This window comes from Caulobacter segnis ATCC 21756 (genome assembly GCF_000092285.1).
GTDB classification, from domain to species: Bacteria; Pseudomonadota; Alphaproteobacteria; order Caulobacterales; family Caulobacteraceae; genus Caulobacter; species Caulobacter segnis.
The window spans coordinates 98616-120288 of record NC_014100.1 but is presented as its reverse complement, the minus strand read 5'-3'; the positions used below and the strand labels follow the sequence as shown (position 1 = coordinate 120288).

Sequence of the window (21673 nt, the reverse complement as noted above, 5' to 3'; positions counted from 1 at the left end):
TTGCCCTTCCTAGGGCGGCTGATCGCGCGCGCCAACCCTTGCGACCAAACATGGGGACTAGAATATGACCGCCGACCCGCGCCTGATCGTGCCGCTCGACCTGCCCACCGTCGAGGAAGCCCGCGACATGGTCGAGCGCCTGGGCGACGCGGTCAGCTTCTACAAGATCGGCCTTGAGCTCCTGGCCAGCGACGGCATGACCCTGGCGCGCGACCTGAAGGCTGGCGGCAAACAGATCTTCCTCGATTGGAAGCTGCACGACATCGGCGCCACGGTCGAGCGCTCGGCCCGCGTGCTGGCGGGGAGCGGCTGCGACCTGCTGACCGTCCACGCCGAGCCGCAGGTGATGAAGGCCGCGGTGCAGGCGCGGGGCTCGTCGTCCCTGAAGATCCTGGCCGTCACCGTGCTGACCAGCCTGACCGACGCCGACCTGGTCGAGATGGGCTACGCCTTCGGGGCCCGCGAACTGGTCGAGCGCCGGGTGCGCCAGGCGATCGAATGCGGGGTCGACGGCATCGTCTCCTCGCCGCATGAGGCGGCGCTGGCCCGCGAGATCGCCAGAGAGGCCGGCCGCCCGGACTTCCTGATCGTCACGCCGGGCGTGCGCCCCTTCTGGTCGGCCAAGAACGACCAAGCCCGCGCCGCCACCCCCGAAGCCGCCATCCGCGCCGGCGCCAGCCACCTGGTCTGCGGCCGCCCGATCACGGCGGCGAACGACCCGCGCGAAGCGGCGCTGAAGGTGATCGCGGAGATCGCGGAGGTCTAAGCGGGAGACGACGGTCCACAGCGCGAACCAGGCCGAACCAACCCCCGCCGACCGCCGCCAGCGCCAGGGCGCCAAGCAGCAAGCCCGGAGACGGCGGCGCGACCTTGAAGATGTCGCCCAGGGGCGGGACGGCGAAAATCAGGGCCAGGGCGCCGGACGCCGCCGCCGCGATCGTCCAGTAAATCCGGCGGTGGGGGGCGAACAACCGCCCTCCCGACGACGAGGCGTCAGCCAGGGCCAGGATCAGGTTGCCCGCCACCAGCGCCAGGAAAGCCGCGCCCCGCGCCTGGTTTTCCGAATGATGGTTCAGCGCCCAGACATAGGTCGCCAGCACGACGGCCAGCACGCCGGCGCCCTGGAGCAGGGCCAAGCCCACCTGGCGAGGTCCGAACAGAGGCTCGTCCCGCCGACGCGGCGGACGCCGCATGGCGTGGGCGCCGCCCGGCTCGGCCTCGAACACCATGGCGCAGACGGGATCGATCAAGAGCTCCAGGAACACCACGTGCATCGGATACAGCAGCGGCGGCAGACCGAGCACGATCGGAATGAGGGCGACGCCGGCGATCGGGACGTGGATGGCCGTGACATAGACCAGCGCCTTGCGCAGGTTGGCGAAGATTCGCCGCCCCAGCCGCACCCCGCCCACGATCGAGGCGAAACTGTCGTCCAGGATGACCAGGTCGGCGGCCTCGCGCGCGACGTCGGTGCCCTTCCGGCCCATGGCGATACCGATATGGGCGGCCTCGAGGGCCGGCGCGTCATTCACACCGTCGCCGGTCATGGCCACGATCTCGCCGTCGATCTTCAAGGCTTGGACGATCCGCAGCTTCTGGTCGGGCGTGATGCGGGCGAAGAGGCGCGTCTCGCGCAGTCGCCCGGCCAAGGCCGCGTCATCCAGCGCGGCGATCTCCGGGCCGATCAACACGCCGCTCGAGGCGTCCAGTCCGACGGTCTCGGCGACCGCGAGGGCGGTGGCCGGGTGGTCGCCCGTGATCATCACCACCGCAATGCCCGCCGCTCTCGCCTCGCTCAGCGCCGCGGGGACGTCCGCGCGGACGGGATCCAGGAAGCCGATAAGACCTTCGAACGCGAAGGGGGAGTCCTCGGGGGCGTCGGAGAGCGCTCCGTCCGTTACGCAGGACGCCACGCCGAGCACGCGCAGCCCGTCGCGAGCGAAGCGCTGTATGACGGGGGTCAGGTCGCCGACCTGCGTCTCGGACAGTCCGCATAGCCGAAAGATCGCCTCCGGCGCGCCCTTGGCGGCGATCCGCCAGCGGCCCTGGGGCGCGCGCCAGGCCTGGATCATGGCCATCCGATCGGGCCGCAGAGGCCAGGTCCGCTCCGGCGCCTCCAAGGCGTCCGTGTCCGAAGCGGCCGTTTCGTCCAGCAAGGTTCGGACGGCCTTGTCCATCGGATCGACGGGCCTAACGGCGCAAGCCAGTCCGGCCGCGCCGAGGCAGGCGCGTGCGGCGCCGAGCGGGGGCGCGTCGGCCGCGTCCGCCCAATCCTCACCCGCCGTCCAGATCCGCGCCACGCGCATCCGGTTCTCGGTCAGGGTGCCGGTCTTGTCGACGCAAAGGAATGTCGCGCCGCCCAACGCCTCGATCACCGCGCTGCGGCGCACCAGCACCTTCCGTCGCGCCAGGCGTCCCGCCCCCAGCGCCAGGAAGACGGCCAGCACCATCGGAAATTCCTCGGGGATCAGCGCGATGGCGACGGTCACGCCGGCCAGCACGCCGCCGACCCAGTCCCCGCGCATCAGACCATAGGCGATGGCCACGACCGCGCAGAAGGCGATGGCCAGTCCGCCCAGCAAAGTCACCAGCCGCCCGGCGGTCTTCTGCAGCGGCGTGGGCTGATGCTCGATCGCGGCCAGGGAGACGCCGATGCGGCCCAGCGCCGTTCTTCCGCCGGTCCGTTCAACCCTGGCCACAGCCTGGCCTCGCACCACCAAGGCGCCGGAGAAAAGATAGGGTCCGGTCTCAGCGCCGGGCTGAGCGTCGGCGTCCACCGCCTCGCCCTCCGTCAACGGACGCTTGGAGACGGGGGCGGATTCGCCGGTCAAGGCCGACTCATCAATGCTCAGGACGTCGCCGCCGAGCAGCACGCCGTCGGCCGGCAGCCGTTCGCCCTCGCCAATCAGGATGATGTCCCCCGGAACGAGGTCGCGCGCCGCCAGCCGGACCTCGACCCCGTCGCGGACAACCCGCGCATGGGGCTGGGAGAGGTCGCGCAGGGCCGACAGCGCCCGCTCGCTCCGCGCTTCCTGGAGCACCACCAGGCCGATGGTCGCCACGGCGCCCGCCATCAGGAACAGGCCTTCGCCCAGATCGCCGAGCACCAGATAGAGGCCCGCCGCCCCGATCAGCAGCAGAAACATCGGCTCGCGAAGGGTGTCGAGCAGGATCTCGGCCAGACCCCGCCCCACGGCGCGCGGCAGGGCGTTGGGGCCGAACTCGGCGAGACGGCGCGCCGCCTCGGCCTCGGTCAGTCCGGTGAAGCCATCGCGCGACATGCCGCCGTCCGATCCGCCAACTCTGGATTTCCAGGACAGGACAAGAGCATTGCCGCGCCCGGAGCTAGACTGTCACCCCGTCGCGTCCGCCGCGTCCAGCGCCTTCTCAGACGCGGATCCCGACGACCTAGAAGTCGACCGCCACGCCCTTCTTCTCCCAGTCGCCGAAGCGCGTCGGCTCGGGACCTTCGCGACCGCCCTTCTCGGGCGGAAGCGCCAGCGCCGCCTCGGCCGCGCGGCGGGCGGCGGCCTCCTCCAGCGCGCGGCGGGCGGCGGGGCTCAAGGCCTTGCCGGGCGCGGCGCCGGGGACTTCGGGGGCGTCGGTCGGGTCTACGGGAAGATCAGACATGACAAAGGTTTAACATCATCGCGGTTGAAGCCGCCAGTCACATGCTGTTCAAACCCCGCTCCAAGATAACAACGTTCGAAGACCGGGATAATTTGAGATGAACCGCAGTCGCTGGCCGCACGCCTTCTTCGCGTCGGCCGCCTTCTACGCCATGGTCGGGGTCAGCTGGGGCCTGGCCATGGGGATCACCCACAACCACACCACCTATTCGGCGCACGCCCACCTCAATCTGCTGGGCTGGCTCAGCCTGGCGATGATGGGGACCTTCTACGCCACCCTCGGCCAGGACGTGTCGAACAAGGTCAAGGCGACGAACTTCGCCATCTCGAACCTGGGCGTGCTGCTGATGATCCCGGGCCTGTTCATGTATCTGGGTCAGGCCGGGCCCTCGTCGGTGTTCGAGCCGATGATCGCGGCGGGCTCGCTGCTGGTCGTGCTGGGCTTCTTCGTGTTCGGAATCACGGCGATCCGGGGCCTGTTCAACGCCCTGGCGAAGGCCGCCTAGGGCGCCGCGCCGTTCGAATCCGCTTGCGCTCGCGCCCGCCTCTTGGCACGGCGGGGCGGTGACTCAAGAACTGAACGACGGCCTCCCCGCCCGGGAGGCCGCCCTGACCCTGATCGACGCGGCCCTGTCGCGGCGCGGCGGCCTCGACGAAGCCGCCTCGGCCAACGGTTTCCGCTTCCTGGAACCGCGCGAGCGGGCCTTCGCCCGCGCCCTGGCCATGGCCGTGCTGCGCCACCTCGGCCCCATCGACCGCGCCCTGGCCGCCCGCCTGCAGAAGGCGCCGCCGGACCGCGTCATGCACCTGCTGCGTCTCGGCGCGGCCCAGGCCTTCCACCTGGAGGTCCCGGCCTTCGCCGCCGTGGCGACCTCGGTCGAGCTGGCCGGCGCCAACAAGGCCAGCCGCCCGTTCAAGGGCCTGGTCAACGCCGTGCTGCGCGGCCTGCTGCGCGACGCGCCGACCCCAGATAGCCTGGGCGATGATCCCACCTTGCTGGCCCCGCCCTGGCTCTATTCGCGCTGGGTCGCCGCGTTCGGCGAGGCCACGGCGCGCGAGATCGCCGGCCAGATCGCGCTGGAGCCCGCCACCGACCTCTCCCTGAAGCCGAACGCCGACGCGGCCGCCCTGGCCGAGGCGCTGGAGGGCGAGGTCCTGCCCGGCGGGACCTTGCGCCTGCGCCGCAAGGGCGACGTCGCCGCCTGGCCGGGCTTCGAGGACGGGAGCTGGTGGGTGCAGGACGCCGCCGCCGCCGTCCCCGCCCGCCTGCTCGACGTCAAGACCGGCGAGGCCGTGCTCGACCTCTGCGCCGCGCCCGGCGGCAAGACCCTGCAGCTGGCCGCCGCAGGCGCGGATGTCGTCGCCCTCGACCGCTCGGCCGCGCGCCTCAAGCGGCTGGAGGAAAACCTGGTCCGCACCGGCCTTTCCGCCCAGGTCGTGGTCGCCGACGGCGCGGCCTGGGATGACGCGCGGACCTTCGACGCCATCCTGCTGGACGCCCCGTGCAGCGCCACCGGCACCTTCCGCCGCCATCCGGACGTGTTGTGGGCCGCGCGGCCCGGCGATGTCGCCAGCCTCGCCAATGTCCAGGCCCGCATCCTCGACAGCGCCGCCGGCCGCCTCAAGCCCGGCGCGCGCCTGGTCTACTGCGTCTGCTCGCTGGAGCCCGAGGAGGGCGAGGCCCAGGTCGAGGCCTTCCTGGCCCGCCGCCCGGACATGGAACTGGACCCGATCCAGCCCGGCGAAGCCGGCGCGCCGGAGGCCAGCCTGACCGCCCGCGGCACGCTGCGCCTGCTGCCCCACCAGCTGGACGGCGGCCAGGACGGCTTCTTCGCCGCCCGGTTCCGCAAGGCGCGCTGAGCCAACGCCCAAGCTTGGGTATTTCTGCGCTTAACGAGTCCCGCCCGGGATGACAGAGCGAGTCAGGCCCGCTATCCCAGGGTCATGACCGCGCCGCTCATCGCCCCGTCGATCCTCGCCTCCGACTTCGCCCGCCTGGGCGAGGAGGTCGCCGCCATCGAGGCGGCCGGCGCCGACTGGGTGCATGTCGACGTGATGGACGGCCACTTCGTGCCCAACATCACGCTGGGCCCCGATATCGTCAAAGCCATCCGTCCGCACGCCAAGATCCCGTTCGACGTGCACCTGATGATCAGCCCGGCCGATCCGTATCTGGAGGCCTTCCGCGCCGCCGGGGCCGACATCATCAGCATTCACCCCGAGGCCGGCCCGCACCTGCACCGCTCCCTGAAGCGGATCCGCGAGCTGGGGGCCAAGGCGGGCGTCGTCTTCAACCCGTCCACCAGCATCGACCACGTCGAGTGGATCCTGGAGGACGTCGACCTGCTGCTGGTCATGTCGGTCAATCCCGGCTTCGGCGGCCAGAGCTTCATCCCCGGCCAGCTGCGCAAGGTCGAGGCCCTGCGCAAGATGATCGACAAGGCCGGCCTCGACATCCTTCTGGAGGTCGACGGCGGCGTCACCCCGGTCACCGCCCCGCAATGCGTGGCCGCCGGCGCCACCGCCCTCGTCGCCGGCTCGGCGGTGTTCAAGGGCGGCCGCGAGGCCTACGCCGCCAATATCCGCGCGCTGAAGGGCGGCTGATCCCTTGGCTCCAGCCGTCAAGCGTTCCGCCAACGGCTATCGTCCTCCCGCCAGGAAGCGGGCCCGGGTCCTTTGGCGGGCCCTGTCGGCCGAGCTGTCCACCCACATCGAGCGCGAGTGGTTCGGCTCGGGTCCGCACCGCCTGCTGCTCTCCGGCCGCAAGGTCGAGGCCCTGGCCGCCCATCCGCGCGATCCGCGCCCCGTCAACGCCGGCCAGGGCCGCCGCGTGCTGGCCGGGACCCTGGCCCTGGACGGCGGCAGCTTGCGCATCGGCGAGGCGGGCGACCCGTTCGACACCGCCAGCCCGACACGCCGCTTCGCCGTCAGCCTGCACCGCTTCGACTGGCTGCCCGACCTGGTCGCCGCCGGCCCCGACGGCGCGCGCCGCGCCCTGCGCCTGCTCGACGACTGGCGGCGGGTGTTCGGCAAGTGGAACGCCTTCTCCTGGGGGCCCGACTGCCTGGAGCGGCGGGTGTTCCACCTGGCCTGCGCCGCACGCCCGCTGGCCGCCGAGGCCAGCGACGCCGAGGCCGCCGACCTGCGCCGCGACCTGGCTCGCCAGGCCCGCCACCTGGCCGAGATCAAGAAGATCCCCGCCCGCGCCCTGGAACGCGCCGTGGCCGTCACGATCGCCGGCTGCGTCCTGGCCGGCAAGCCGGGCGAGGCCCTGATCGACAAGGGCCTGAAGGCCCTGTCCCGCCACATCGACCGCATCGTCCTGCCCGACGGCGGCCACGCCACCCGCTCGCCCGAGGCCGGGGTCGAGCTCCTGTTCGACCTGCTGACCCTCGACGACGCCCTGCGCCAGCGCGGCAAGCCGACGCCCGAGGCCGCCGCCCGCGCCATCGACCGCCTGTCGACCGCCACCCGCTTCTTCACCCTGGGCGACGGCGGCCTGGCGGCCTTCCACGGCGGCGAGACGGTCGGCCCCACGCGCATCGCCGCGGCCCTGGCCCATGACGACACGGGCCCCCGCCCGCTGAACAGCGCCCCGCACAGCGGCTACGAGAAGATGGTCGGCGGCTCCCTGGAGCTGATCGCCGACTGCGGTCCGCCCGCCGCCGGCTTCCTGTCGATCGCCGCCTGCGCCCAGCCGGCCGCCATCGAGATCCTCTGCGCCAAGGACCGGCTGATCACCAGCTGCGGCTGGAGCCCCGAGGCCGCCGGCGCCCACGCCTTCCGCCTGTCCGACGCCGCCTCGACCGTCTCGGTCGGCGACGGCTCGGCCGGCCGCCCGCTCTCCGGCTTCCGCGCCAAGGCCCTGGGCCCGTGGCTGGTCGACGGCGCGACGACTGTCTCGGCCGAGCGTCACGACGACGTCGGCGGGGTGTGGCTGGACATCGTCCACGACGGCTGGCGCCATGTCGGCCTGACCCACACCCGCCGCCTGTTCCTGGACGCCGTCGCCGACGAGCTGCGCGGCGAGGACAGCCTGACCCCGATCGCCGCCGATCCCGGCGCCGCCGAAGGCCCGCGCCGCTACCTGCCCTTCGCCGTGCGCTTCCACCTGCACCCCGAGGCCCGCGCCTCGATCGCCCGCGACGGCAAGAGCGTGCTGATCCGGGGGCCGAACAATATCGGCTGGTGGCTGAGGAACGACGCCGTCGACGTCGAGATCGCCCCCTCGGCGCACTTCGACCACGGGCTGGCCAGAAAGGCCGGCCAGGTGGTGCTCAAGAGCCAGGTCCGCCCGGAGGTGGGGGCGAAGATCCGCTGGAAGCTGACGCGGGCGGAGGGGTAGCGCCGTGGGCTTCACCCGTCGCCCCCCGATCGACCCCGGCCGTGTGCGCCAGGCGCCGGAATACACCGACGCGGAAATTGCCGAGGTTATCGCCGCCCTGAAGGCGCACGCGCCGGACTTGCTGGATGTACTGGAACGCGCGGCGAAGGCGCCGGGCAGCGTGGCGGCGGCGGACTATGACGATGTCTACGACCGGATGCTGACGTACCTGTTCGAGCACGGGTACGTGCACACGCATATCGAGATGGCGATGGTGTTTCGGGGGGTGGTGGAGAGGGTTGGGAGATACAAGTAGGTTCTAGAGCGAGGATTCAGATGGCATTCATACCAGGGCAATTCTCAGAGTTAACAGAGGAGGATCTAGCTCGCCTCGTAGACGGAGCCATATCTGAAACTATTAATTTGGAGTTTAAATCCACTGCGTACCCATTAGGGCCCGATGGCTCACGTGAATTCTTGAAAGATGTATCCGCACTCGCCAACACCAATGGCGGCACCTTAATATTAGGCATTTCCGAAGAAGCTGGCGTCGCCACGAAAATTACACCGATCACTGAATCCGATCATGACAGCCTAAAGCGGCGTCTAGAGAGCCTTCTTAGATCTGGCATTCAACCACCTATATTGGGGGTTAGGATGCATCACGTACAGATCGACGATGGATATGTACTTTCTATCTACGTTCCTCAAAGCAACTACCCGCCCCACAGAGTCTCTGCTCAAGGAAAAAACAGCTTCCATCTTCGGCATTCGACAGGAGTTTATGAGGCAAGCATGGAGGAGCTCAGGGCGCTCTTTAGCCAGACTGTTACAATAAGAGCAAAATTAGAATCCTTTAGGAAGAAACGCCTCTTTATGATCGAAAATGGCGACTCCGCCATCACGGTCGCTAAAGGTGACGGCAATCTAATTGTCCACTTGGCACCACTTTATTCACCGTACGGCTCCGTTAACCTAATTTCCGCACATGAGAGAAATGAATTGCTTCGGCCGATGCACTCCAGCGGCTGGACACCAAGGTTCAACGTGGATGGCTTCGCCAATATAAGAAGTGGCGTAGAGTGCGCCGGATACACTCAGTTATTTAGAGACGGAATAATAGAAGCAACAAAGATAGATATTATCCGATCCAGAAACGATGAGAGATATATATGGGCCCGTCATATTGAAGAAATATTATCCTCTAGCATTCCTCTATATATAAAATGCCTTGAGAATATCGCGACGCCTGGCCCCTGGATCGCATTGATAAGTCTTCAAGGAATATCAGGATCTAGAGTCTGCTGCTCGATCGCCGATTTGGATTGGGAAACTCCACCTGAAATTCGTCAAAAAGACCTACTGCTTCCCCCGTGCTTAATCGTCCCATCAGAAAACAGATCTGAGTATATAGGGAGCTTGAAGCCCGCTCTGGATGCATTGTGGAACGCAGGAGGCTTCGCCGAATGGTCCCCCGAGCAAAACCGGTGAACCCGCCCCAGCCGGTCAGCCCTGCGATCGTCTCGCCGTGAGATGTAAGGATGGCTCCCGCCCCGGAGGGCGGAAGGTTTAGGGCGCCTATCCTCAAAATCCGCCGTCATCCCGCGCTTTATGCGCGGGACCCATTTCTCCGCCGCACGTGCGGAGACGAAGGGGGCTCTCACGTGGAAGCTGAACCATGGGTCCCGCGCATGAAGCGCGGGATGACGGGGTTTGAAAGAAGCGAAGCTTCACCTCACAGCAGCCGCCAGGCCGTGACCAGGCCGGCGATGAAAGCGGCGGCGCTGATCAGGGCGAAGGTCAGCAGCAGGCGGCGGCGGCCGGGGGTCAGGCCCAGGGTGGCGTGGTGGTCAGCCAGCCGCATCAGGGCCACGAAGCCGGCCGAGGCGGCGGCGAACGACGCGATCACCGGCGCCAGCAGGATCCACTGCCCCTCGTGCGCGAGAAAGCCCGCCACCACCAGGATCGCGCCCAGGCCGGCCGCGTACAGGACGACCAGGGCCCGGCGCATCCGGGAAACGGCGTGAACGGTCATGACAAGCACCGCGTCGGCTTAAGTGACGCTAAGGTAACGGTGTTATCTTGAGTCGCAAAGGCGGGGGGCGGCGGAGTAAGGCGGGGCACCGCCGCAGGCCCCCACCTGACCACGCACAGCGTGGTCGTCCGCCCCCAGAGGGGGCGGAAGGAGCGCGCCCCTTCTTCCCCCTCCGGGGGAGGAGCGCCGTAGGCGCGGAGGGGGCAAGTACGAGCGTTCGCGGCGCTCTATGATCCGCGTATCCGGAATCGAATCCAGCGATTTCAAACCCTTCCCACTTCTACACCCCGCTCCATCATCCGCGTTGAAACCGCCCTTATCCTTGAACCACCTCGTCGTGAGGAAAGGGCGCGTGGCCAGCGACCATTTGCGGCGGCGGGGGGCGATCGAGCGGGGACAGGTTCGAGGGGGATACTCGAACGGTCCGGGGCTGAGCTTGCTGGGCTCACCCGCCCGCCGTCGGCGTGGTTGGAGGCAAAAGGGCGTGTCTGGCTGAAAGCCCGTCCTCTCCGACCGCTGGGGCTCTCGGAAACGGGAGGCCTGGGTCCCGGTAAGGCCTGAACAGGGCCACCCGACGGGACGCTGGCGGATAACGGTCGCGCGGAGCGTCGGGCTTCGTCGAAACGGTATCTACAAACTCACACTCCGGACGTCGTCCGGCGCTCCGCGTCCCTTTCCATCCCTTCAGCGAGCGATCGCGTGAAGCGGCGGACGCACGCCCAAAATCCTCCCCGGCCCGATCGCCCCCGCTTATTGTCCGGATCGTCCCCTTACGCCAAAGAACGTCGTTCGGCAGGTTCCCGCGCTCAATCGGAGATGGAGATCCTCATGAAGAAGTACGTGATCGAGCGTGAGATTCCCGGCGTCGAGCAACTGGACGCAGAGCAGCTGAAGGGCGCGGCGGCGGCGTCGAACGCCGCTCTCGCCAAGCTGGCCCCTCGGGTCCAGTGGGTCGAGTCGTTCGTGACCAAGGACAAGACCTTCTGCGTGTACCTCGCAGAGGACGAGTCGGTGATCCGTGAACATGCGGCGCTGAGCGGCTTTCCCGCTTCGCGGATCACCGAGGTGGCGGGCGTCATCAGTCCCGTGACGGCGGGCTGACGTCCGTGGCGGAGCCCCGCCCCCTCTCTCCGGGGCTCCGCATCCCGACCCGAGGGCCAGGAGGCCAAGCGATGCTGGACGTGACGGTGGTGGTGCTGGAGGACGGCCTGGCCTCGACGGCCGTGATGCCGATGGAGATCTTCCATTGCGCCGGCCGGCTGTGGAACGAGCTGATGGGCCAGGCGACCGAGCCGGCATTCCGGGTGCGGATCGTCTCGCCCACCGGCGGACCGGCCAGGAGCCCTTATGGCCTGACGCTGGGAGCGCAGGATTCGATCGACGCCGTCGAGCGCTCGGACATCGTGATCGTGCCGACCTCTGGCCTGGAGCTGGACGAGAAACTGGTCGAGAACAGCGCCCTGCTGCCCTGGCTGCGCCGCCATCACGACCAGGGGGCGCACGTGGCCGGCGTCTGCATGGGCGCGGCCTATCTGGCCGAGGCGGGCCTGCTGGACGGGCGGGTGGCCACGACCCACTGGGCGGTCGCCGAGCAGCTGGCCGCGCGCTATCCCAAGGTGCGCTGGCGGCCCGAGCTGTTCGTCACCGAGGACAGCCGCGTGCTGTGCAGCGGCGGGGTCTGCGCCTCGATGGACATCAGCCTGCACCTTGTCGAGAAGTTCTGCGGCCACGCGGTGGCCCTGCAGACGGCCAAGGCCCTGCTGCTGCCGATGCCGCGCGTGCATCAGTCCGGCTACGCCATGCTGCCCGTCTCGCGGGCCCACGCCGACGAGCGCATCCGCGCGGTCGAGAGCTTCCTGCACGCCAACTTCCGCAACGACGTCTCGGTGGCGACCCTGGCCGACCAGGCGGGACTGGGCGCGCGGACCTTCACCCGCCGCTTCAAGGCGGCGACCGGGCGGCTGCCGGCCGACTATCTGCAGGCCCTGCGGATGGAGGCGGCCAAGGCCATGCTGGAGCGCGGCGCCGAGCCGGTGCAGACCATCAGCTCGGCCGTCGGCTATGACGACGTCGCCTTCTTCCGCCGCCTGTTCAAGCGCGGCTCGGGCATGACCCCGACCGAATACCGCGCCCACTTCGCGCCGATGGCGGTGCGGGGCTACTAGCGCGTGGCGGGGCTAGAACGCCGCGCTGACGATGGTCCCGTCGGGCAGCAGGGCGGCGCGCTTGAGGCCGCTGGAGGCGAACGGCGTGGCGATCGTCCCGTCCTTGTCGACCGCGATCAACCCGCCGTGGCCGCCGAGGGCGGCGACCTCCTGGATGGCGGCCTGGGCGGCGGTCTCCAGCGCCTCGCCGCCGAAGCGGACGCGGTGGGCGATCTGGGCGGCGATCGCGGCGCGGATGAAATACTCGCCCTGGCCGGTGCAGGAGACGGCGGCGTGAGCGTCAGCGTAGGTCCCCGCCCCGATCACCGGCGAGTCGCCGACCCGGCCGGGCCGCTTGCCGAACACGCCCGCCGTCGAGGTGGCGGCGGCCAGGCGTCCCTCGGCGTCGCGGACCACGCAACCGACGGTGCCGGTGGGGAGCGCATCCGGCGGATGGTTGTCCTCGAACGCCCCGGCGCGGGTGAACCAGGCCTCGGGGTCCTCGACGGGCTCCAGGCCCTGCTCGCGGGCGAAGTCGATCGCGCCCTGGCCGGCCAGCATCACGTGGGGCGTGGCCTCCATCACCGCGCGGGCGGCCAGGATCGGGCTCTTGAACCCCTGCAGGGCGGCGACCGACCCGGCCAGGCGCTTGGCGCCGTCCATCAGGCTGGCGTCCAGCTCGTATTCGCCGTCGGCGTTGGGCGAGGCGCCTCTCCCCGCGATGTAGAGGCCGCTGGCCTCCAGCGCGACGACGGTCTCGACGGCGACGTCCAGGGCGCTGGCCCCGGCGGCCAGGCGGTCGCGGGCGGCCTCGGCCAGACCGCGCATGTGGGCGATCTCGACGGCGTAGTCGTGACCCCGTTTCGCGCCGGCCCCGCCGTGCAGGGCGAGACTAAAACACTTGTTTGACATTCTGCTTCCTTGGCGGCGCGTCCCGCGCTAGCGTCCGGCTTGATTAAAGACAATCGCAGGGAGAGGCGAGATGAAGGCGGTGCTCAGCAAGGTGGTCGGCGGACCCGAGACCCTGGTGCTGGAGGAGCTGCCCGATCCCGTCGCCGGTCCCGGTCAGGTGCTGATCGACGTCAAGGCTTGCGGCGTCAACTACCCCGACGTGCTGATCATCGAGGACAAGTACCAGTTCAAGCCGCCGCGCCCGTTCGCGCCCGGCGGCGAGGTCTCGGGCGTGATCGCCGCGGTCGGCGAGGGCGTCAGCCGCTTCAAGGTCGGAGACCGGGTGCTGGCCTCGACCGGCTGGGGCGGCTACGCTGAGAAGCTGGCCCTGGAAGAGGCCCGCTGCACCCCCATTCCCGACAACATGCCCTTCGACGAGGCCGCCGCCTTCGTCCTGACCTACGGCACCTCTTACTACGCGCTGAAGGATCGCGGCCATCTGAAGCCCGGCGAGACCCTGCTAGTGCTGGGCGCAGCCGGGGGCGTGGGCCTGGCGGCGGTGGAGCTGGCCAAGGCCATGGGCGCCAAGGTCGTGGCCGCGGCCTCCAGCCAGGAGAAGATCGACCTGGCCATCAAGCACGGGGCCGACAGCGGCGTCGTCTATCCGAAGGGCCCCTTCGACAAGGACGGCCAGAAGGCCCTGGCCGAGCTCTTCAAGGGCGCCTGCGGCTCGAACGGCTGGGACGTGGCCTATGACGCGGTCGGCGGCGACTATTCCGAAGCGGCGATCCGCGCCGCGGGCTGGGAGGGGCGCTTCCTGGTGATCGGCTTCCCGTCGGGCATCCCCAAGGTGCCGCTGAACCTGACCCTGCTGAAGTCCTGCGACATCGTCGGGGTGTTCTGGGGCGCGGCCGTGGCCCGCGATCCCAAGGGCCACGCGGCGAACCTGAAGGCCCTGATGGACCTCTACGCGGCGGGCAAGATCCGCCCCTACGTGTCCGAACGCTTCCCCCTGGCGCGGGCCGGCGAGGCCATCGCGCACCTCTCCAGCCGCAAGGCGATGGGCAAGGTCGTGATCACGATCGATTAACCCTGTTTCGTCGGGCTTGGTTAAGGTTCGCTAATCGTCCTTCTTAGCGAAGCAGACAGGTTGCTCGGCGATTGTGCCCCCGGTTCGGTCGCCGCCGAAGACGCTCACCCCACCGAGCAAAGCGGCGGATGGCCGGGCCGCTCACGCCCCGATGCGGACTTTTCGTATCGAGGCCGCCTAAGGGGGCGCAAGGTGACGCTAGGCAAGCGTGGCGACGGACAGGGGCCTTACGGCGCCGTCGCCACGCTTGCCGAGTTGCCGCTCCGGACCGCCTTTCGGGTATCGGCCTCTAGCCAAGACGCCCGCGCTTCGCGAAGATGATCAATGATCACCGACCCACGAGAGGTCGGACAACGCGGAGGCAAAGCCATGGTCGGACGTCTGGACGGCAAGATCGCCGTCGTCACGGGGGGCTGCTCGGGCATCGGGCTCGGGACGGTCGAACTGTTCGCGGCGGAAGGGGCGCTCGTCGTCGCCGCCGACCTGCAGGACGAGAAGGGGGCGATGCTGGAAAAGCGCTTCCCCGACCGCGTCCGCTACGTCCGCTGCGACGTGACCGCGGAAGCCGACGTGGCCGCCGCCCTGGGCCTGGCCGACAGCGCTTTCGGCGGGCTCGACATCCTCTTCAACAACGCCGGCCACGGCGGCACCCCGGCGGGCGTCGAGGACATGACCGTCGAGGGCTGGGACAAGACCTTCGCCCTGCTGGTGCGGGGTCCGGCGATCGGCATGAAGCACGCCGTCCCGCTGATGGCCAAGCGCGGCGGGGGCTCGATCATCAACACCGCCTCGATCGCCGGCCTGCAGGCGGGCTTTGGTCCCCTCGCCTATTCGACGGCCAAGGCGGCGGTGATCCACATGAGCCGCTGCGCGGCGGCCGAACTGTCGCCGCGGAAGATCCGGGTCAATGCGATTTGCCCGGGCCTGATCGCGACCTCGATCTTCGGCGCCTCGATGGGCCTGCCGCGCGAGGTCGCCGACCAGATGGCCGCGCAGGTCGCCCAGATCGGCCCCAAGATCCAGCCGATCCCGAAGTCGGGCCTGCCCGAGGACATCGCCCGCGCCGCGCTCTACCTCGCCAGCGCCGACTCCGAATTCGTCACCGGCACGCACATCGTGGTCGATGGCGGCATCACGGTGGGACCGCGCAGCGCCTGGGACGTCAATACGCCCTCGCCGATCCTGGCGGCCATGGGCATCACGCCCGAGCAGGCCGAGCAGATGCGCGCGGCCCTGATCGCCTCCGGCGGGGCGGGGTGAGCCTCACCCCCAACCTGCGCGGCGCGCTGTGGATGCTGGCCTCGGCCATCGGCTTCACCGTGATGACAACCCTGATCAAGTTCCTGGGCGCCGACTATCCGGCGGCGCTCCAGACCTTCTACCGCCAGTTGGCCGGCGTGATCATCCTGCTGCCGCTGATCGCTCGCGACTGGCGCGGGGCGTTCCGCACGACGCGGCCTGGCATCCTGATCTTCCGCTCCAGCGCCGGCGTGCTGGCGCTGATCATGGGCTTCTACGCCTATCAGAAGCTACCGCTGGCCGACGCCAACGCGCTGTCCTTCACCCGGACGCTATGGCTGGTTCCGCTGGCGGCCTTCGTGCTGCGCGAGCCGATCGGGCCGCTTCGGATCGGCGCGGCGCTGGTCGGCTTTGTCGGTGTGCTGATCATGCTGCGGCCCGGCTCGGGTGGGATGGGCGCCTGGATCGGCTGGCCGCAGGCCTGCGCCCTGATCTCGTCCCTGCTATTCGCCCTGACCATCACCGGCATGAAGGTCATGACCCGCGATCACAGCCCCTTTGTGCTGCTGGTCTACGCCGCCGTGCTGGGCCTCATTTTCGCGATCCCGCCGGCCCTGTTCGTCTGGCGTTGGCCCAGCTGGCCGGATCTGGGCCTGCTGGCGGCGATGGGCGTGATCGGCACGCTCACCCAAGGCGCCTACATCAAGGGCATGGAGGCCGGCGAAGCGGCCGTCATGGCGCCGATCGACTATACGCGTCTGGTCTTCGCGGTCGGGGCGGGCTTCCTGCTCTTCCACGAAATTCCCAAGCCGGCGACCTTGATCGGCGCGGCGATCGTGGTGGCCTCGACCCTTCTCATCTCTTGGCGCGAGCACCAATTGGCGCAGCGCGCTCGGGCTCAGCCAGCGTAGGCCCGCCGCCAGTCGACGAAGCGCTGCAGCCCCTCGGCCAGCTTGACCTTGGGCTTGTAGCCGCAGAGGGCGTGGAGCTTGTCGATGTTGGCGTAGGTGGCGGTGACGTCGCCGGGCTGCATGGGGCGGAAGACCTTCTTGGCCTCGATCCCGAGCGCCTTCTCGAGCGTGGCGATCATGTCCATCAGCCCGACGGGATCGTTGTCGCCGATGTTGTAGACCTCGTGCCCGCCCTGGGCCGGCGGGTTGTCGAGCACGCCCAGGATCCCGTCGACGATGTCGTCGATATAGGTGAAGTCGCGGGCCATCTTGCCCTCGCCATAGACCTCGATCTCCTGGCCCTTCAGCATCTTCTCGGTGAAGCCGTAATAGGCCATGTCCGGCCGACCCCAAGGGCCGTAGACGGTGAAGAACCGCAGGCCCGACTGCGGGAAACCGTAGAGCTTGGCGTAGCTCTGGCTCAGCAGCTCGCACGAGCGCTTGGTGGCGGCGTAGAGCGACACCGGGCTCTCGGCCGGATCGCTTTCCTTGAAGCCGTCACCATTCAGCGGCCGATCGCCATAGACGCTCGAGGAGCTGGCGTAGACCAGATGCTCGACGCCGGCGTGGCGGCAGGCTTCCAGCACCGAGAGATGGCCGGCTAGGTTGCTGCGCTCATAGGCGAACGGGTTGTCGATCGAGTAACGAACGCCGGCCTGGGCGGCTAGGTGGATCACCTGCTTGGCGCCCGAGGCGTTGACCAGCGCGGCCAAGGCCTCGTGCTCGGCTATGTCCATGCGGACCATCGTAAACGCGTCCCGACCATCCAGCCGCGAGGCGCGGGCCTCCTTCAGGGCGGGGTCGTAATACGCGTTGAAGACATCGACCCCGATCACCGCCTCCCCGCGGTCGAGCAGGCGCTCGGCCACGTGGTAGCCCACGAATCCCGCCGCGCCCGTAACGATGATCGGAGGCTTGGTCATGCTCGGCCGCGTCCGATGGAGGCGTAGGTGAAGCCGTGCCGGACCATCTCGGCGGGCTTGTAGACGTTGCGCAGGTCGACCACGACCGGCGCCTTCATCAGCAGCTTGACGCGGTCGAGGTCGAGGGCCCGGAACTGGTCCCATTCGGTGAGGATGACCAGGGCGTCCGCGCCTTCGGCGGCCTCATAGGCGCCGGCCTTGAACTCCACGCCCTCCAGCATGTGGGCGGCTTCCTTGGCGCCCTCCGGATCGAAGGCCTGGACCTTGGCGCCCATGGCCTGCAGGGCCGGCAGGATGTCGAGGCTGGGCGCATCGCGCATGTCGTCGGTGTTGGGCTTGAAGGTCACGCCCAGCACCCCGATCGTCTTGCCGGTTAGGTTGGTCGTGCCGATGGCGGCGGCGACCTTGTCGGCCATGGCCTTTTTGCGGGCGGTGTTGACCTCGACCGTGGTCTCGATCAGCCGGGTCGGGGCGCCGTACTGCTGGGCGGTCTTGACGAGGGCGATGGTGTCCTTCGGGAAGCAGCTGCCGCCATAGCCCGGGCCGGCGTTTAGGAACTTGCCGCCGATGCGCTTGTCGAGACCAATGCCCTTGGCCACCGACTGGACGTCGGCGCCGACCTTCTCGCAGAGGTCGGCCATCTCGTTGATGAAGGTGATCTTCATCGCCAGGAAGGCGTTGGCCGCGTACTTGATCAGCTCGCTGGTCCGACGGCCGGTGAACACGATCGGCGTCTCGTTCAGCGACAGCGGCCGGTAGAGGTCGCGCATCACCGCCTGGGCCCGCTCGTCGTCCGTGCCGACGACCACGCGGTCGGGGCGCTTGAAGTCCTCGATCGCCGCGCCTTCACGCAGGAACTCGGGGTTGGAGACCACCGCGAACTGGGCGTCGGGACGGACCTTCTTGATGATCGCCTCGACCTCGTCGCCGGTGCCAACCGGCACGGTCGACTTGGTCACCACCACCGTGAAGCCGTCAATCAGGCCGGCGATCTCCTCGGCCGCGGCGTAGACGTACGACAGGTCGGCGTGGCCGTCGCCGCGACGCGTGGGCGTGCCCACGGCGATGAACACCGCGTCGGCCTCCTTGATCGCCTGGGCGCCCTCCAGGGTGAAAAACAGGCGGCCCTCGCGCACGTTGCGCGCCACCAGGTCATCAAGCCCAGGCTCGAAGATCGGGATCTCGCCCCGCTCCAGCCGCTCGATCTTGCTCGGATCCTTGTCGATGCACGTCACCACGTGACCGAAGTCGGCGAAACACGCCCCAGACACCAGGCCCACATAACCCGTGCCAATCATCGCTACGCGCATCGAAACATCCTGATCCCGAGCGCCGCCGTCGCGCGCGGCGCTCCGCCTATTCCAGCAATCGTGACGCCGAGGCAAGTCACGCCCTCAAGACCTCCTCATGACGCCGCCATGAAATCCTCCAGGGTCGCGCCCATCGCCGACGTGAACGCACAGGGGGCTATCGTCTTCGACGCGTAAGTCCGCCAAGCAGGCCGCGCATCAGCTCTCGCCCCGCTTGAGACGCGACGGTGCGGACCAGGGTGACGGCGAACGCCTCCGCCATGGTCTGCCTGCCGGAGGCGCGAGGCCGGGCGCTCGCATCTCTCTTGGCCGCCTCTTGTTCACGCATTCGCGCCTCCGCCTGGCGCTCGGCCTGGACGGCTCGGCCCTGGAGGATTTCGTAGGCGGAGTCTCGATCCCTCGGTTCGTCGTAGACCCCTCTCACCGGGCTCTGTCCTTGAAGCGCCGCGCGCTCCTGCGGCGTGAGGGGCCCAAGGCGCGAAGCGGGCGGTCGGATCAGCGTCTTCTGGACCACCTGCGGCGCGCCCTTTTCATCGAGAGTCGAGACGAGCGCCTCGCCCACGCCCAGCGCCTGGATAGCCTCGGCCGTGTCGAAGTCGGGATTGATCCTGAACGACTGCGCCGCCGCTCTCAGGCCCTTTTGGTCGGCGGGCGTATAGGCGCGCAGGGCGTGCTGAACCCGCGCCCCCAACTGCCCCAGCACGGCGTCAGGAATGTCGGCGGGATTCTGGGTCACGAAATAGACGCCCACGCCCTTCGACCGGATCAGTCTCACCACCTGTTCGATCTTCTCGATCAAGGCCTTTGGCGCGTCGTCGAACAGCAGATGGGCTTCGTCGAAGAAGAAGACGAGCCTGGGCTTCTCCGGGTCGCCAACCTCGGGCAGGACCTCGAACAGCTCCGACAACAGCCACATCAGGAAAGTCGCGTAGAGCTTCGGCGACTGGATCAGCCGGTCGGCGGCCAACAGGCTGACATAGCCGCGCCCCGCCGCATCGGTGCGCATCACGTCGGAGAGGTCGAGGGCCGGCTCACCAAAGAAAGCCTCGGCGCCCTGGGTTTGAAGGGTCAGAAGCTTGCGCTGGATCGCGCCGACCGTCGCGGCGGACACGTTTCCGTATTGTGTGCCGATGTCGTCGGCATGGTCCGCCACGTACTTCAGCGCCGCCTGCAGGTCCTTGAGGTCCAGCAGGAGGAGGCCCTCTTGGTCGGCGACATGGAAGGCGATCGTCAGGACCCCCTCCTGCACGTCGTTCAACTCCAGAAGGCGCGACAACAGCAGCGGCCCCATTTCGGAGATGGTCGTGCGGATCGGGTGCCCCTTCTGACCGAAGAGGTCCCAGAAGATCACCGGCGGAGCGGCCGGCGCCAGGGCCAGGTCCATCGCGGCCGCCCGCGCCAGCATCTTCTCGTTCGGCGATCCCGGCACGGCCAGCCCAGACAGGTCGCCCTTAACATCGGCGGCGAACACCGGCACCCCTGCGTCGGAGAAGGCCTGGGCCATGACCTGCAACGTGACCGTCTTGCCCGTCCCGGTGGCTCCTGCGACGACGCCGTGTCGATTCGTGCGATCAAGGCGTTGTGTGACCGGACCCTGTCCAAGTCCCAGCAGGATCTCGTTGTCACCGATGGGAAGCGGCATGAGCAATCTCCTCTTGATCGCGGACCCTAGCCGGGGCCTTGCGCGCAGCCAATCGTCGCGGGCAATGTCGCCCACGTTTCAGTAGAGCCTTTGAAAATGCGCGCCCCTGCCTCATCTCCGTCCACCACTCGAAACGCCGTGGTGCTCCTGGCCGTCATCGCCAGCGGCGCGGCGCTCTATTGGATGCAAGACATCCTGACGCCGCTGGCTCTGGCGGTTTTCCTGGCGGTGATGGTCGACAGCTTCGCCCGCGTGCTGACCGCCCGCGTGCCCGGCTTCCCGGCGCGCGCCGCCCTGCCCGCCGCCGTGGTCATCTCGATCCTGCTGTTCGGAGTGTCGTTCTGGGTCGTCATCGAGAATGGCCGAGGCTTCTTCGACCAGCTCAAGGACTACGCGCCGCGCCTGAATGACATCATCGCCAAGCTGGCGCACGCCGTCGGCATCCATGTCGCCCCCACCATCGGCGGCCTGATCAACGAGCTGAATCCCCAGCGCTATATCGGCCAAGCCGCGCAGTCGTTCGGCAACTTCGCCTCCAGCGCCGTGCTGGTGCTGATCTATCTGGGCTTCATCATCGCCTCGCGCCGGGGCTTCGCGCGCAAGATCGTCTCGCTCTTCCCGCAGCACGCCGAGCGCGAGCAGAACATGAAGCTGTTCCAGCGCATCCGCGACGGGGTCGAGCAGTACCTGTGGATCCAGACGGTGACCGGCCTGATGATCGCCGTCGCCGCCTGGGCCGTGATGATGCTCGTGCGGCTGGACAACGCCTTCTTTTGGGCCTTCCTGATCTTCCTGGCCGCCTACATCCCGATCCTGGGCGGCGCGATCGGCTGCTTCCTGCCGCCGCTGTTCGCCCTGGTGCAGTTTCCCGAAAGCCTCTGGCCGGCGATCATCCTGTTCTGCGCGCTGCAAGGCATCTTCTTCGTGGTCGGCAATGTGATCCTGCCGCGGATGCAAGGCGACAGCCTGAACATGGACCCGACGGTGGTGTTATTGTCCCTCGCCGTCTGGGGGGCGCTGTGGGGGGTGCCGGGCATGTTCCTGTCCACGCCGCTGACCGTGGCGGTGATGCTGATTCTGGCCCAGTTCGAGGGATCGCGCTGGATCGCCATCCTGCTGTCGGAGGACGGCGATCCTGAGGGCGAGCGCCTGCACGCGGCCAAGCCAAAGGAGCCTGCGCGCTCGCGAAAGAAATGAACACCTCCCCTTAAACTCACGCCTTGGGCGCCTATCTAGGGTTAGTCCGGCCTCCCCCACCCGGACACCCCGCCGATCGCGGCCGGCAAGGCCGCCGCCATCGAAGCGGAAGACGCCCGCATCCCCAAGCGGGCCCGCGCCGCCGGCTTCCCCCAGCCGGCGGCGTTTCCGTTTTCACAGCGCCGTTAACGACAAGCTTTCGCCCCAGCGCTAGGCTTAAAAGCCGCGCCATCGGTCCCATGACAGAGCGGATCGGCGAGACCAAAAGGTGGCTTATTTTCCGCGTGTGCGTTGAGTTT

The 21673-nt window shown here is 68.5% G+C and carries 20 protein-coding genes and 3 pseudogenes; 14 read left to right on the top strand and 9 right to left on the bottom strand.

The genetic code is table 11. The features are described from left to right. The first annotated feature begins 64 nt into the window (after positions 1 to 64). Positions 65 to 766, top strand: coding sequence for an orotidine-5'-phosphate decarboxylase (pyrF, locus tag CSEG_RS00530; protein ID WP_013077306.1), 702 nt, complete (start codon positions 65 to 67; stop codon positions 764 to 766). On the opposite strand, the gene CSEG_RS00525 is transcribed toward pyrF, so the two are convergent. Then, positions 702 to 3281, bottom strand: a complete 2580-nt coding sequence (locus tag CSEG_RS00525) for a cation-translocating P-type ATPase (protein WP_013077305.1) — start codon at positions 3279 to 3281, stop codon at positions 702 to 704. The two genes, pyrF and CSEG_RS00525, sit on opposite strands and share 65 nt — an antisense overlap. A 127-nt stretch (positions 3282 to 3408) precedes the next feature. After that, positions 3409 to 3630 (bottom strand): DUF1674 domain-containing protein, encoded by a 222-nt coding sequence (locus tag CSEG_RS00520; RefSeq protein WP_013077304.1) that lies wholly within the window; start codon positions 3628 to 3630, stop codon positions 3409 to 3411. 97 nt (positions 3631 to 3727) lie between these two features. On the opposite strand from CSEG_RS00520, the gene CSEG_RS00515 reads away from it, so the two are divergent. From CSEG_RS00515 to CSEG_RS21765, 6 genes are all read left to right on the top strand, one after another. After that, positions 3728 to 4135, top strand: coding sequence for a hypothetical protein (locus CSEG_RS00515; protein WP_013077303.1), 408 nt, complete (start codon positions 3728 to 3730; stop codon positions 4133 to 4135). A 58-nt stretch (positions 4136 to 4193) separates the two neighbouring features. Further along, positions 4194 to 5489: an RsmB/NOP family class I SAM-dependent RNA methyltransferase gene (locus tag CSEG_RS00510; RefSeq protein WP_013077302.1), complete on the top strand. Its 1296-nt coding sequence runs from the start codon at positions 4194 to 4196 to the stop codon at positions 5487 to 5489. An 84-nt stretch (positions 5490 to 5573) separates the two neighbouring features. Next, on the top strand, positions 5574 to 6233 hold the full coding sequence (rpe, locus tag CSEG_RS00505; protein ID WP_013077301.1) for a ribulose-phosphate 3-epimerase: 660 nt from the start codon (positions 5574 to 5576) through the stop codon (positions 6231 to 6233). 4 nt (positions 6234 to 6237) lie between these two features. Beyond that, positions 6238 to 7974 (top strand): heparinase II/III family protein, encoded by a 1737-nt coding sequence (locus CSEG_RS00500; protein ID WP_013077300.1) that lies wholly within the window; start codon positions 6238 to 6240, stop codon positions 7972 to 7974. 4 nt (positions 7975 to 7978) lie between these two features. Then, a complete protein-coding gene (locus tag CSEG_RS00495) occupies positions 7979 to 8269 on the top strand; it encodes a hypothetical protein (RefSeq protein ID WP_013077299.1) in 291 nt (96 codons plus the stop codon). Between the two features lie 20 nt (positions 8270 to 8289). After that, positions 8290 to 9444, top strand: a complete 1155-nt coding sequence (locus CSEG_RS21765) for an AlbA family DNA-binding domain-containing protein (RefSeq protein ID WP_013077298.1) — start codon at positions 8290 to 8292, stop codon at positions 9442 to 9444. 99 nt (positions 9445 to 9543) lie between these two features. Here CSEG_RS21765 and CSEG_RS23035 read toward each other — a convergent pair. Both CSEG_RS23035 and CSEG_RS00490 read right to left on the bottom strand, forming a co-directional pair. Beyond that, positions 9544 to 9633: pseudogene (locus CSEG_RS23035) on the bottom strand (hypothetical protein); the annotation flags it as partial. 55 nt (positions 9634 to 9688) lie between these two features. Next, positions 9689 to 9988 (bottom strand): hypothetical protein, encoded by a 300-nt coding sequence (locus CSEG_RS00490; protein WP_013077297.1) that lies wholly within the window; start codon positions 9986 to 9988, stop codon positions 9689 to 9691. 117 nt (positions 9989 to 10105) lie between these two features. On the opposite strand from CSEG_RS00490, the pseudogene CSEG_RS23650 reads away from it, so the two are divergent. Next, positions 10106 to 10190, top strand: a pseudogene (locus CSEG_RS23650) (hypothetical protein); the annotation flags it as partial. 114 nt (positions 10191 to 10304) lie between these two features. Here CSEG_RS23650 and CSEG_RS23645 read toward each other — a convergent pair. Next, positions 10305 to 10458 (bottom strand): annotated as a pseudogene (locus CSEG_RS23645) (hypothetical protein); the annotation flags it as partial. A 358-nt stretch (positions 10459 to 10816) separates the two neighbouring features. Here CSEG_RS23645 and CSEG_RS00485 point away from each other — a divergent pair. Both CSEG_RS00485 and CSEG_RS00480 read left to right on the top strand, forming a co-directional pair. Continuing rightward, complete coding sequence (locus tag CSEG_RS00485; protein ID WP_013077296.1) at positions 10817 to 11089, top strand: DUF4242 domain-containing protein; 273 nt, start codon at positions 10817 to 10819, stop codon at positions 11087 to 11089. A 71-nt stretch (positions 11090 to 11160) separates the two neighbouring features. After that, the gene (locus CSEG_RS00480) at positions 11161 to 12153 is read left to right on the top strand and encodes a GlxA family transcriptional regulator (RefSeq protein WP_013077295.1); all 993 of its coding nucleotides are present in this window, start codon (positions 11161 to 11163) and stop codon (positions 12151 to 12153) included. Between the two features lie 12 nt (positions 12154 to 12165). Here the strand turns inward: CSEG_RS00480 and CSEG_RS00475 are convergent, their stop codons facing one another. Next, the gene (locus tag CSEG_RS00475) at positions 12166 to 13044 is read right to left on the bottom strand and encodes an isoaspartyl peptidase/L-asparaginase family protein (RefSeq protein WP_013077294.1); all 879 of its coding nucleotides are present in this window, start codon (positions 13042 to 13044) and stop codon (positions 12166 to 12168) included. Between the two features lie 70 nt (positions 13045 to 13114). Between CSEG_RS00475 and CSEG_RS00470 the strand changes: the two genes are divergently transcribed. The 3 genes from CSEG_RS00470 to CSEG_RS00460 all read left to right on the top strand — a co-directional run bounded on the left by CSEG_RS00470 (position 13115) and on the right by CSEG_RS00460 (position 16263). Continuing rightward, entirely contained in the window at positions 13115 to 14113 is a 999-nt protein-coding gene (locus CSEG_RS00470) for an NADPH:quinone oxidoreductase family protein (RefSeq protein ID WP_013077293.1), read from the top strand. Positions 14114 to 14482: 369 nt separating this feature from the next. Then, on the top strand, positions 14483 to 15373 hold the full coding sequence (locus CSEG_RS00465) for an SDR family NAD(P)-dependent oxidoreductase (protein ID WP_013077292.1): 891 nt from the start codon (positions 14483 to 14485) through the stop codon (positions 15371 to 15373). Then, the gene (locus CSEG_RS00460; RefSeq protein ID WP_013077291.1) at positions 15370 to 16263 is read left to right on the top strand and encodes a DMT family transporter; all 894 of its coding nucleotides are present in this window, start codon (positions 15370 to 15372) and stop codon (positions 16261 to 16263) included. The genes CSEG_RS00465 and CSEG_RS00460 overlap by 4 nt, the downstream gene beginning before the upstream one ends. Here the strand turns inward: CSEG_RS00460 and CSEG_RS00455 are convergent. The 3 genes from CSEG_RS00455 to CSEG_RS00445 all read right to left on the bottom strand — a co-directional run bounded on the left by CSEG_RS00455 (position 16251) and on the right by CSEG_RS00445 (position 20177). After that, positions 16251 to 17225, bottom strand: a complete 975-nt coding sequence (locus CSEG_RS00455) for an NAD-dependent epimerase/dehydratase family protein (RefSeq protein WP_013077290.1) — start codon at positions 17223 to 17225, stop codon at positions 16251 to 16253. The two genes, CSEG_RS00460 and CSEG_RS00455, sit on opposite strands and share 13 nt — an antisense overlap. Beyond that, positions 17222 to 18535 (bottom strand): UDP-glucose dehydrogenase family protein, encoded by a 1314-nt coding sequence (locus CSEG_RS00450; protein ID WP_013077289.1) that lies wholly within the window; start codon positions 18533 to 18535, stop codon positions 17222 to 17224. Before CSEG_RS00450 ends, CSEG_RS00455 begins: the two co-directional genes overlap by 4 nt. Positions 18536 to 18692: 157 nt before the next feature. Beyond that, positions 18693 to 20177, bottom strand: coding sequence for a helicase HerA-like C-terminal domain-containing protein (locus CSEG_RS00445; protein WP_013077288.1), 1485 nt, complete (start codon positions 20175 to 20177; stop codon positions 18693 to 18695). Between the two features lie 96 nt (positions 20178 to 20273). Between CSEG_RS00445 and CSEG_RS00440 the strand changes: the two genes are divergently transcribed. After that, positions 20274 to 21374, top strand: coding sequence for an AI-2E family transporter (locus tag CSEG_RS00440; RefSeq protein ID WP_013077287.1), 1101 nt, complete (start codon positions 20274 to 20276; stop codon positions 21372 to 21374). Positions 21375 to 21673 lie beyond the last annotated feature (299 nt).